The organism is Lacicoccus alkaliphilus DSM 16010 (assembly GCF_900142805.1).
Lineage (GTDB): Bacteria > Bacillota > Bacilli > Staphylococcales > Salinicoccaceae > Lacicoccus > Lacicoccus alkaliphilus.
On sequence record NZ_FRCF01000002.1, the window covers coordinates 751991 to 764751 of the forward strand.

Genomic DNA, 12761 nt, shown 5'->3' on the forward strand with positions numbered 1-12761 from the left:
AATCCACCGGTTAAGAAATCCCCATGCGACCACCACTTTCCTCATATTGTTTGATTTTATCCTCGAGCTGCAAAGTTAATGAGATGTCATCCCATCCATTGATGAGTTTTTCTTTATGGTATGATGGGATATCAAATTTATATACTCCGCTGTCAGAAGTCACTGTCTGTTCGACAAGATCCACTGCCAGCATGAAGTCTCCATTTTGGGCTTTTTCCTGCCATTCCTTCACTTTATCCTCTTCAGCCTCAATGACGATGATGCCGTTCTTGAAGGCATTGCTGTAGAAGATGTCTGCAAAACTTGGGGCGATGATGACTTTGAAACCATAATCGAGCAACGCCCACGGTGCATGTTCCCTTGAAGATCCGCAGCCGAAGTTTTCCCCTGCGATGAGTATTGATGCACCTTCATATTTCGGGCTGTCGATCTCAAAATCTTCCTTCGGATTGCCTTCATCATCGAAACGCCAGTTGTAGAAGACGAATTCACCGAAACCCGTGCGTTCAACCCTTTTTAAGAATTGTTTTGGAATGATCTGGTCGGTATCCACGTTATCCCTCCCGAGAGGATAAACAGTACCGGTATGCTTTTCAATTGCTTCCATCATCGATATCCTCCCTTAAGAAATCTGTGGTTCTTTCCCGTATTCCCTGACGTCCACGAATCTGCCCTCGATGGCTGCAGCTGCAGCCATTTCAGGACTCACCAGATGCGTTCTTGCACCGTTGCCCTGGCGGCCTTCGAAATTCCGGTTGGATGTCGAGGCACAGCGGCCGCCTGCAGGGATGATGTCATCATTCATTCCGAGGCATGCACTGCATCCGGCATCCCGCCATTCGAACCCTGCAGATTTGAACACTTCATCCAGGCCGAGCGCTTCGGCTTCCTGCTTAACCAGGAATGAGCCCGGCACCACCATGGCCTGTATGCCGGCTTTGACTTTTTTTCCCTCGATGATCTTCGCTGCACGCTGCAGATCGAGCACTCTCGAGTTCGTGCATGATCCAATGAACACGTGGTCGATTTCAATCGATGTGATCGGCTGGTTCTCTTCAAGGTCCATATAAGTCAGGGCACGGCCGATCTCATCCTTGTTCTCGACAGAATCAAGTGACGGTGTCGTGCCGCTGATCGGAACCACCATGCCCGGGTTTGTGCCCCATGAGACTTGCGGTTCGATCTGTGTTGCATCGATTTCTATCGTTTTATCATACTCTGCACCTTCATCTGTGGCGAGTGCCAGCCAATCGCCGGCAAGTGCATTGAATTCTTCCTCGTCTTTAGGGACATAGCGGCGGCCGGTCAGGAAGTCGACCGTTTTTTCATCCGGGGAGATCAGTCCGGCTCTTGCGCCGCCTTCGATGGACATGTTACATACCGTCATGCGGCCTTCCATCGTCAGGTCGCGTACAGCTTCACCAGTATACTCAACGACATATCCGGTACCGAACTTCACACCGAACTTTGCTATGATCGCAAGGATGAGATCCTTTGCAGTCACGCCTGCCCCAAGTGGTCCGTTGACTTTGACGTTCATCGTCTTCGGACGGTCTCCATATAAAGTCTGTGTCGCAAGCACGTGCTCCACTTCACTTGTACCGATGCCGAAAGCCAGTGCGCCGAATGCACCGTGCGTGGAAGTGTGGCTGTCTCCGCAGACGATCGTCTTGCCCGGCTGTGTCAATCCGAGCTGCGGGCCGATGACGTGGACGATGCCCTGATCAGGGTGGAACATGTCTGCAAGCTTCACGCCGAAATCCTTACAGTTCTTCTTCAACGCATCCATCTGTTTTGCAGAAATTTCATCCCTGATGTTTTCACGGTTTTTCGTCGGTACATTGTGATCCATCGTTGCAAAAGTCAAATCGGGCCGCCGGACTTTTCTTCCTGTCAGTCTTAAACCTTCAAATGCCTGAGGAGAAGTGACTTCGTGAACTAAATGTTGATCAATATATATCAAATCCGGCTGTCCCTCTTCTCTATGAACAACGTGATTTTCCCAAATTTTATCAATTATAGTCTTTTTCTCAGCCATTCCTCAATCAACTCTCTTATTCATATTATTTAATGTAGCTTATTACCGTTCCAATCATTTCTTCAGTGCTGACAGTGCGGCCGCCTTCGAAGTCAAGATCTGATGTATGTATGCCGTCTTTCAAAGCACTGTCCACCGCTGCTTCAATCGCTTCCGCTTCTTCACTTAAATGGAAGGAATATTTCAGCATCATGGCAGCTGATAAAATCATTGCCAGAGGATTGACGATACCCTTCCCGGCGATGTCCGGGGCTGACCCGTGCACCGGTTCATACAGGCCGAAGCCGGAACTGTTGAGGCTCGCCGACGGGAGAAGCCCGATCGACCCTGTAATGACAGATGCCTCATCGCTCAATATATCCCCGAAAAGATTTTCTGTGACGACGACATCAAAGTCGTTCGGGTTGGTGATCAGCTTCATGGCTGTGGAATCCACAAGCGCATGTTCGACTTCCACTTCAGGGTATGCGGCACTTTTCTCATCCACGATTTCACGCCACATGCGGCTGGATTCCAGTACGTTCGCCTTATCCACCGAAGTCAGCTTATTGCCGCGCAATTTTGCAGCCTGAAAGCCGTACTCTACGATCCGTTCTATTTCCTCTTTAGTATATGCCAGGGTGTCGACCACTGAATTGCCGCCGTCCCTCCGCTCACTCGGTTTTCCGAAGTACAGTCCTCCCGTCAGTTCACGGACGAATAAAATATCCGTGCCGCCGACGATGGTTTCTTTCAGGGGAGAAGCCGGTATCAGTCTGTCGAATACTTTTATCGGCCGTAAGTTGGCAAACAGCCCGAGTTCTTTACGGATCTTCAACAGTCCCTGTTCAGGTCTCAATGTTTTCTCTACCGTGTCCCACTTGGGTCCGCCGACTGCTCCGAGCAGGATTGCATCCGCATTTTTCGCCCGGCTCAGCGTCCCATCATCCAGGGGCGTCCCGGAGGCGTCATATGCAGCGCCCCCGATCAGACCGTCTTCGAATGTGAATTCGTGATTAAAGTCATCAGCGATCTTCTCCAGGACTGATTTTGCACCCGTCATTATTTCAGGGCCGACGCCGTCGCCCGGAAGTGTCAGTATATGTTTCTTCATCGATGGCACTCCTTTTCTAACTGCTGACAGAGACTGATTTTTCCTCTGTATTTTTGATCAGGTAACGGTTCACTGCATTGATGTAGGCATTTGCAGATGCCTCGATCACATCCTGTGCTGAGCCCCGTCCGTTCATCACCTGACCGTCGACTTTCAACTGCAGGTGCGCTTCAGCAAGTGCGTCCTTACCGCGTCCGACAGAGTTCAGCTGGTAATCGATCAAATTCAATTCCATATCGATCAGGCTTTTTATCGTGCCGTAAAGTGCGTCCACACTGCCGCTGCCCGTGGTCTTGTTCGAGACGACCCGACCGTCCGGCGTGCGGAGAGAGACTTCACTTTCCGTCCCGTTTTCAGGCCCGTAGTTCACCTGGAAGTCCTCAAGTTTGTACATAGGGATATCAGTATCTGCGGTCTTTATTTCCATCAATATCGTGTATATATCGTCTTCAGTGACTTCCTTCTTGTGATCTGTCAGAAGTTTGAATTTCTTGAATGCTGTCGTGATGTCATCCTCGCTCAAGTCGAGTTTGAACTCCATGACTTTGTCTTTGAAAGCATGGCGCCCGGAGTGTTTGCCGAGGAACAGGGTGTTCTCGGATACACCGACGAGTTCAGGCGTGATGATTTCGTATGTTTCGGCATTTTTCAACACGCCGTCCTGGTGGATGCCCGATTCGTGTGCGTAGGCATTCCGGCCGATCACCGCTTTGTTTGCCTGAATGTACATGCCCGTCAGTTTGCTGACGATATCACTTGTACGTTTGATTTCGTTAAGGATAAGGGATGTCTCATATGGATAGAAATCTTTACGGATTTCCAGTGCCACGGCGATCTCTTCAAGAGCGGCATTGCCGGCCCTCTCCCCGATGCCGTTGACCGCACATTCCACCTGGGTCGCACCGTTTTCAACAGCTGCGATGGAGTTCGCCACCGCCATGCCTAGGTCGTCATGGCAGTGGCAGGATAGATTGACTTTATCGATGTTCGGCACTGTTTCACTGATGATTTTGAACATCCGGCCGTATTCATAAGGTGTGGTGAAGCCTACTGTATCCGGAAGGTTGATCACGGTTGCACCGGCATCAATCACCTGCTCGATCAGTCTGCACAGGAAATCAATATCGGAACGTGTCGCATCTTCCGCTGAAAATTCCACTTCCGGGAATCTCTCTTTGGCATATGTGACCATCTCCACCGATTTGTTCAGAACTTCCTCTTCGGTCATCTTCAACTTATATTCCATATGGATGGGAGATGTTGCGAGAAAGATATGGATCCTCGGTCTTTCAGTGTCCTTCAAGGCTTCGTATGCCCGGTCGATATCTTTTTGATGCGTCCGCGCAAGTGCTGTCACCGATGAGTGCTTAACGCTGTCGGCAATCAGCTTCACCGCTTCAAAGTCCCCTTCGGAAGCTGCAGGGAAACCTGCTTCGATGATATCCACACCGAGGCGCTCGAGCTGCTTGGCGATCTCCAGCTTTTCACTCTTGTTCAGATTGACCCCCGGTGATTGCTCACCATCCCTCAGTGTAGTATCAAAAATTTGAATATCAGCCATTGCCAATCATCCTTTCCTACAATTATTTATTCACTGCTTCTCCAACGAACGGCATTAATTCCCTCAGGTCCTTGCCAACCTGCGTGATTGGATGGTTATATTCCCGGTTGTTGATAGCATTATATCTCGGACGTCCTGCCTGGTTTTCAAGCACCCAGTCCTTCGCAAATGAGCCATCCTGTATTTCAGTTAAAATATCTTTCATACGCGCTTTTGTGTCTTCGTTGACCACTCTCGGGCCGCTGACGAAGTCACCCCATTGTGCTGTATCGGAAATCGAATAGCGCATGTTTTCAAGTCCGCCTTCGTACATCAGGTCTACGATCAACTTCAATTCGTGCAGACATTCGAAGTACGCCACTTCAGGCTGGTAGCCTGCATCCGTCAGCGTTTCAAATCCTGCTTTGACGAGTGAAGTCATGCCGCCGCAGAGCACCGCCTGCTCACCGAACAAATCGGTTTCCGTTTCTTCCTGGAAAGACGTCTGAAGGATACCTGCCCTGCCTGCACCGATGCCGCCGGCATATGACATTGCAACCTGTGTCGCTTCACCTGTCACATCCTGGAAGATTCCGTACAATGCAGGTACTCCTGCACCTTCTTCATAGGTACGGCGTACAAGGTGGCCCGGTCCTTTGGGGGCTACGAGGAACACATCCACATCTTCCCTCGGTACGATCTGGCTGAAGTGGACGTTGAAGCCGTGTGCGAAAGCCAGTGCACTGTTGGGCTTCATGTTGTCCTTGATGCTTTCATTGTATACTTTCGCCTGATGTTCATCCGGAAGTAAAATCATCGTGACATCCGCATCCTTAACTGCTTCCGCTACCGCTTTGACTTCGAAGCCATCCTCTTTTGCCTTATCAAAAGATTTGCCTTCCCTGAGACCGACGACTACTTCATAACCGCTCTCCCTCAAGTTCTGCGCGTGAGCGTGGCCCTGCGAACCGTAACCAATGATGGCAATTTTTTTTCCGTTCAATACTGCTTGGTCAAGATCTTTGTCATAGAATACTTTAGTCATAATAATTTTTCTCCCTTTCATTCCTGTGAATTTATACTATTAATGTCTGATAATCAGAAATCTGCTTATTTTGTGTACCTCTTGTGAATGCCGTGATGCCTGTACGGGAAAGTTCCTTGATGCCGTATGGTGTGAGCAGGTCGATCAAAGCTTCAACCTTATCCGGCTTGCCGGTCACTTCGACGATCAGGGAATTCTTCGAGATGTCGAGGATCCTTGCCCGGAACGGTTCCACGATGCCGCTGATTTCTGAGCGGCTCTGGGGTGTGGCAACCACTTTGATCAGGCACAGTTCCCTTGCCACTTTATTGTGGTGGGTGATGTCGTTCACTTTAAGGACATCAATCTGCTTATGAAGCTGTTTTGTAAGCTGTTCGACTTTCTGTGATTCTTCAACTTCCACCACAAACGTGATCTTGGAAATGCCCTCCTGCTCTGTCCCGCCGACTGTAATGCTTTCAATATTGAATCCGCGTCTCGACAGGAGACCGGTGACCCGGTTCAAAACCCCGCTCGAATTCTGAACCGTTGCAGTGATTATTCTTCGCATGGTTTCACCCCTATCATTTCATGGTTCCCTTTGCCTGGTGCAACCATAGGAAACACCAGATCCAGTTTGACGACGCGTGCATCGATCAAAGCCGGGCCGTCGTGTTCGAATGCTTTCTTCAATGTTTCCCTTACTTTGCTTTCTTCCGTCACCTGGAAAGTTTCAGCGCCGAAAGCTTCTCCAAGCTTAACGAAATCCGGGTTGTTATCAAGCAGTGATTCGGAGTAGCGCTCTTCGTAGAACTTTTCCTGCCACTGCCTGACCATCCCAAGCGCCTCGTTATTGACGATGACCACTTTGACGGGCAGGTTGTAATGCTTCAGGGTCTGCATTTCCTGCATCGTCATCTGGAATCCGCCGTCTCCGACGATTGCAACGACCGTATCGTCTTTATGACCAAGCTGAGCACCGATCGCGGCCGGAAGGCCGAAGCCCATCGTGCCGAGGCCGCCGCTTGTGACGAAGCGGTTCGAATCATTGAATTTATAGAACTGTGCCGCCCACATCTGATGCTGGCCGACATCGGTCGTGACGATTGCCTGACCGTCGGTCTCTTCATATATTTGTTCGATCAGCCACTGTGGTGAGATCAAGTCGTCGCTGCGTTCGTACCAGAATGGCGAATCCTTTTTATTTGCCATGACATGTTCGAACCATTCGGAATGGTCTTCGCAGTCCACTTCCGTTTGATTCATGCGTTTCAATGCTTCTTTGGCATCCCCTACAACAGGGATGTGCGTTTCGATGTTCTTGCCGATTTCAGCCGGGTCGATGTCGATATGCGCCACTTTCGCATCAGGTGCGAAGTGCTGTATCGCACCGGTCAGTCTGTCGTCGAAACGTGCGCCGATGTTGATCAGCAGGTCTGCTTCATATATTGCCATGTTCGCGGCATAGGATCCGTGCATGCCCGCCATGCCGAGTGCCTGTTCATGTGTACCCGGGAATGTGCCGAGGCCAAGCAACGTCGTTGTGACGGGGATGCGGTATTCCTCTGCGAACTGGAGCAGATCTTCACCCGCTTTTGCGAACTGGACACCCGCACCTGACAGTATGACCGGCCTTTTCGCCACCCGCATCGCTTCCATCAGACGCTTGATCTGCAACGGATTCGGATTGATCGTCGGCTGATATCCGGGTAGATGGAAATCCGTTTCGAAAGCTTCTGTAACGATCTCCTGCGAAATGTTTTTCGGGACATCGACCACTACAGGACCCGGCCTGCCTGTAGTGGCGATATGAAATGCTTCCCTGATGATTCTTGGTAAATCCTTAACATCCGTCACCTGATAATTGTACTTTGTGATCGGCGTCGTCAGACCGATGATGTCTGCCTCCTGGAACGCATCAGTACCGATGACTGCTGTAGACACCTGACCTGTCAGACAGACGATTGGAAGTGAATCCATCATCGCGTCAGTGATGCCTGTAATCAGGTTTGTCGCACCCGGACCGCTTGTCGCGATCACGACGCCCGGTTTCCCGGTCGTCCGGGCATATCCTTCTGCTGCATGGATCAAACCCTGTTCATGTCTGCATAAAATGTGATTGAATGATGCATCGCTCTTGTGGAGTGCATCATAAATGGGTAATACAGCACCTCCAGGATAGCCGAATACTGTATCTACATTTTGATTATCCAACGCTTCAATCAAGACATCCGCACCCGTCATAAAATCTTCTTCAACTCTACTGTTCAACTGCGCTTCTTTAATGGCTAGTTCTGTCTTCATTGATAAGACCTCCTCATTCAATCACTTTTAATTTTAAATAAAAAAAACTCTTTTCCACCCACTGCTACAAAGTAACAATGGGGAGAAAAGAGCTCACTCACGGTACCACCCATTTTTTGCCGGCACCTCACGGCGCCGGCCTTATGGACTGCATGATAAGAAGAGGTAAAGTTAATAAGGAGTTAATTATATGGCGGTCATTCCATTTAATTTATGACTTACCATGCAGTCCGTTTGTATAACGGGTGGCGTGCACCCGGCTGATCCTAATCGGCATGGGCCTTTCAGATGAGCACTCAGGGATGAGCATAAAGTTTCAATTGATCTGGGTTTTCAGCCGGGCCCCATTCTCTTTAAATCAACATTGCAAACTTTAAATTCCCTTCACAGCTTTGAAGATTATTCAGCTCAGAATTAATCTGATATTTCAGTAATATGATGTTGAGAGTTATATTACATCGTTTCGGCAAAGAAATCAACCGTTTATCCGAAATTTTTTTAAATTGTCTAAATTTTTTGTAAGTGAAAACGATTACAATGCTTTCATGGTGCATCGTTCGGATTTCCAAACTTTTTTTTATGTTTTTTCGTGGTTTTACGGCTTCCGACAATGCAACTGTGGATGAAGAGATGAAAATACCCGGATGAAAGGTACTCATCCGGGTTTAATCCAATGACTTATTTTTGATTGATATCATCCCTGTTGAAGAAATCCGTCACTGCGCCGAGCGAGGAATGGGAGACGATATGCGCATATTTGCCGAGCACACCTTTTCTATGAAGCGGCGGCAATTCCAGTGCATCTGCACGTGCCTTCATCTCTTCGGGCGAAACAGCCATGGTGATCTCTTTCGTATCCTGATCGATCGTCACCAGGTCCCCTGTTTTGACAAGTGCGACCGGGCCGCCTTCCTGGGCTTCAGGCGCGATATGTCCGACCACAAGCCCGCGGGTGCCGCCGGAGAATCTGCCGTCCGTCAGAAGCGCCACGTCTTCGCCGAGCCCTTTGCCTGAAATCAGGCTGGACAAGGATAACATTTCAGGCATCCCCGGCCCGCCTTTCGGACCGACATACCTTACGATGACGACGTCACCTTTTTCAATTTCGTTGGCCATCACCGCATCGATGGCTTCCTGTTCGGTATTGAACACTTTAGCCGGACCTTCATGCCGGCGCACTTTGACGCCGGAAACTTTGGCGACTGCGCCAAGCGGTGCAAGGTTCCCTTTAAGAACGATGAGGGGGCCGTCGGCACGCTTCGGATTTTCAAGTGTCATGACTACGTCCTGGCCTTCTTTCAAATGATCGACTGCCTCAAGGTTTTCAGCAATCGTCTTCCCGGTCACCGTCAGGCAGTCACCATGGATCAGGCCGTTCTCGTACAGATACTTCATCACACCCTGCACACCGCCGACATTATACAGGTCCTGGAACACGTATTTGCCGCTCGGCTTCAGATCAGCCAGATGAGGGACTTTTTCCTGCATGATGTTGAAATCATCGATGGTCAGTTCCACTTCCGCTGCGTGTGCGATTGCGAGCAGGTGAAGGATTGCATTCGTCGAACCGCCGAGTGCATAAACGACCGTAATCGCATTTTCAAATGCTTCCTTCGTCAGGATATCTTTAGGATAAATTTCTTTTTCAAGCAGGTTCAAAACAGCCTGTCCGGCTTCATAGACATCCTGTTCTTTATCTTTCGAAACCGCCGGGTTTGAAGCTGATCCCGGCAGGCTCATGCCCATCGCCTCGAGTGCAGCAGCCATGGAGTTCGCTGTATACATGCCCCCGCAGCCGCCAGGTCCCGGACAGCCGTTGCATTCTATCGATTTCAATTCATCGTCGTCTATCTCGCCGTTATTCCATTTTCCGACACCTTCGAATACACTGACCAGATCGATGTCTTCACCTTTGTGGCGGCCCGGGGAAATCGTACCGCCGTAAACGAACACGGCAGGGACATTGAGGTTTGCCATGGCGATCGCACAGCCCGGCATGTTCTTATCACATCCGCCGATTGCGACAAGCGCATCCAGGTTCTGGCCTCCGACCATCGTTTCGATCGAGTCTGCGATGATGTCCCTGGAAGGCAGCGAAAAACGCATGCCCTGGGTACCCATCGCAATGCCATCAGCGACGGTGATCGTGTTGAACTGAATGGGCACACCACCTGCAGTACTGACACCTTCCTTGGCAAACTGAGCCAGATCATTCAGGTGGATATTGCACGGTGTCGTCTCCGCCCAGTTGCTCGCCACACCAATCTGCGGCATCTGAAACTTTTCATCAGTGAAGCCGACTGCCCTCAGCATCGCCCGATTCGGTGCCTTGACGTTACTTTCTGTATAAACTTTACTGTTGATCCTCAGATCTTTCTTCTCTGACATAAAAATCCCGCCTTTTAAGTGATTATTTCTTCTGTTTGACCTGTTTCTTTCTTAGTCTCCTTAACATCGTCGTCATCGTTTTTAATTTTGCTCATCCAGTTCGCAACAAGTGAACCTGAAATATTGTGCCATACCGAGAAGATCGCCCCCGGTACTGCAGCCAATGGTGAAAAATGCGCGGTTGCGAGTGTCGCTGCAAGCCCTGAATTCTGCATACCCACTTCGATGGAGACCGCTTTTTGGTCCTGGACCTTCAAGTTCAGCATCTTACCGAGAAGATAGCCGGCAGTGTAACCGAGCAGGTTATGCAGTATGACGACTGCAAAGATCAACAGCCCGGTCTCGATGATGTTCTGCACATTATTCGAAACGACCGCTGCAATCACACCGATTATACCAATAACCGATACCAACGGTAAAACACCGACCACTTTTTCCACACGCTCACCGAGGAGGTAATTGACGAACACACCCAGAACGACTGGTATCAGTACAATCTGCACGATTGAAATGAACATGTCCATGAATGAGACCGGCAGCAGTGCGCTTGCAAGCAGCAATGTCAGCATCGGTGTGACCACCGGCGCCAGCAGTGTGGCAATTGAAGTCGCTGCGATGGACACAGCCACATTTCCTTTGGCAAGGTATGTCATGACGTTCGAGGACGTCCCGCCGGGTGTACACCCGAGCAGTATGACACCGATCGCTATCTCGGCAGGCAGCTGGAACACCCATACCAGCAGTATGGAAATCAGCGGCATGATCGTATACTGTGCGAGAACTGTAACGAGGACCGCCTTAGGCGCCTTCACCACTTCTTTGAAGTCGGTGAGCTTCAAGGTCAGCCCCATCCCGAACATGATCACACCCAGCAGAATCGAAATGTAAGGTGCAATCCAGGTGAAGCCGGCCGGAAAGGCAAATGCCAAAACGGCAAAGGCCAGCGCCCATATGGCAAACGTGCTCCCCACAAACTGACTGAAACGAATTAATGCATTCATAACTCAAGACCCCATTCTATGTAAATATATTTAATAGCACTTATAATACCAAATTTCCGAAGAAGTCCATAGCCTTAATTTTAAATTTTTAGAATGTTTCCACCTTTCAGCGCATTCACCTTACTACCAGGATGTTGATTTCATCGTATTGGTACCGATTACAACCTGTCAGTAAATTTTCATTACAATTTTCACCCGGATGTTCCGATCATCAGGGACCTGGTGCTGCGGCCCCGGACTGAGGGGGAACACCGTCCCGTACATGATCAAAAAAAGTGCCCACATAAGGTGGGCACTCATTAAAATTCCACATCAATACTTATCATTGTTTCGGCGGTCGACATTCTGGCGTCGCTCCGTGGTGGCGTCGCTTTCGTAGCCGTAACCTTCCCTGTCGCGTGCACGTCCGTCTTCATCTTCGACTGCGATACCGTGTGTACGATTATATTCCTCTTCGCTCACAGGTTCGACCGTACCTTCGGAATCGATGTTGCCGTCAACGTAGCGGTCATTTTCCCGCGTCTCTTTATAATGCTCGCCTTCATTGATCTTATCGAACTGCCGTGTATCCTCGATGTCGCCCCTGTCGTCTCTGCGGGCCCTATTGTCTCTATAATCACGGTCGGTGCGCACATCATCTGCCACCGCCCCGCTTCCACGGCCGCCTTCATATTCGCGCTCACGTTCGTACTGCTGATTGCGCGCATAATCATCGCTGCGGCCGCGTGTCCTCTCATCACCGAGGTCACGGTCGTGTCTTACAGGCCCGGCGTCCGGCTCTTCAGCCCGGTCCCTGACGCCGCGTCTTCCGTCCATCGGCTCAAGGTCATCGGTGATCACCTCATCTTTTCTGACGAACAGGAGAATCGCTGAAATTATGAAGAATAAAGGAATCAATCCTGTGATGACTCCAAGTACAAGCGGTGCAGTCAACAGTCCCGCAAGCAGCAGGAGAAAACCTGCCAGAATACGACGTTTCATGGTCAGGAGTCCAAACAGACCCAGTATCAGGGGCAGTGCCAGATACAATGCCACCATCCAAAAATTGTTCAGCAGATCAAGCATCATCTGGCTCACTTCTTCAGGTGTGAAACCTTCAAGATTCTGTCCTTCCAGCTGCTGCTGCATCCCGGTGGTGAAATCATTGACGAATGCCTGATCGTTCACCGTCACCAATGAGAAGAATAAAAGGGCGCCGGCGATGATCAGCAGGCCGAGCCATGCCAGCCATCCAAAGATTTTCTCTGCAATCCGGCTCACCGGCCTTACAGTCTGAGTATATTCTCTTTTAGCCATAGGAACCTCCCATAAATTGTGTTTATTAAAATTGCTTTCTTTTTAAATATTACCCCTGCTGACTCATTTTAATCACA

General features: G+C 49.8%; 10 protein-coding genes. All 10 read right to left on the minus strand.

The window, feature by feature from the left end:
• Window positions 1-10: 10 nt before the first annotated feature.
• Window positions 11-607 (minus strand): 3-isopropylmalate dehydratase small subunit, encoded by a 597-nt coding sequence (leuD, locus tag BUA12_RS04000; RefSeq protein ID WP_072708916.1) that lies wholly within the window; start codon window positions 605-607, stop codon window positions 11-13.
• Window positions 608-622: 15 nt separating this feature from the next.
• Complete coding sequence (gene leuC, locus BUA12_RS04005) at window positions 623-2038, minus strand: 3-isopropylmalate dehydratase large subunit (protein WP_072708522.1); 1416 nt, start codon at window positions 2036-2038, stop codon at window positions 623-625.
• Between the two features lie 25 nt (window positions 2039-2063).
• Complete coding sequence (leuB, locus tag BUA12_RS04010) at window positions 2064-3131, minus strand: 3-isopropylmalate dehydrogenase (RefSeq protein ID WP_072708524.1); 1068 nt, start codon at window positions 3129-3131, stop codon at window positions 2064-2066.
• Between the two features lie 16 nt (window positions 3132-3147).
• Window positions 3148-4692, minus strand: a complete 1545-nt coding sequence (locus BUA12_RS04015; RefSeq protein WP_072708527.1) for a 2-isopropylmalate synthase — start codon at window positions 4690-4692, stop codon at window positions 3148-3150.
• A gap of 22 nt (window positions 4693-4714) precedes the next feature.
• Window positions 4715-5716: a ketol-acid reductoisomerase gene (gene ilvC, locus BUA12_RS04020; RefSeq protein WP_072708529.1), complete on the minus strand. Its 1002-nt coding sequence runs from the start codon at window positions 5714-5716 to the stop codon at window positions 4715-4717.
• A 31-nt stretch (window positions 5717-5747) separates the two neighbouring features.
• Entirely contained in the window at window positions 5748-6266 is a 519-nt protein-coding gene (ilvN, locus tag BUA12_RS04025) for an acetolactate synthase small subunit (RefSeq protein WP_072708531.1), read from the minus strand.
• The gene (gene ilvB, locus BUA12_RS04030; RefSeq protein WP_143146076.1) at window positions 6254-7999 is read right to left on the minus strand and encodes a biosynthetic-type acetolactate synthase large subunit; all 1746 of its coding nucleotides are present in this window, start codon (window positions 7997-7999) and stop codon (window positions 6254-6256) included. Before ilvB ends, ilvN begins: the two co-directional genes overlap by 13 nt.
• Window positions 8000-8677: 678 nt before the next feature.
• Window positions 8678-10387 carry a dihydroxy-acid dehydratase gene (gene ilvD / locus BUA12_RS04040; RefSeq protein ID WP_072708535.1) on the minus strand — a complete coding sequence of 570 codons (1710 nt, stop codon included), beginning with the start codon at window positions 10385-10387 and terminating at the stop codon, window positions 8678-8680.
• Between the two features lie 14 nt (window positions 10388-10401).
• A complete protein-coding gene (locus tag BUA12_RS04045) occupies window positions 10402-11388 on the minus strand; it encodes a bile acid:sodium symporter family protein (protein ID WP_072708537.1) in 987 nt (328 codons plus the stop codon).
• Window positions 11389-11700: 312 nt separating this feature from the next.
• Window positions 11701-12684: a DUF4064 domain-containing protein gene (locus BUA12_RS04050; RefSeq protein ID WP_072708539.1), complete on the minus strand. Its 984-nt coding sequence runs from the start codon at window positions 12682-12684 to the stop codon at window positions 11701-11703.
• Window positions 12685-12761: the final 77 nt, after the last annotated feature.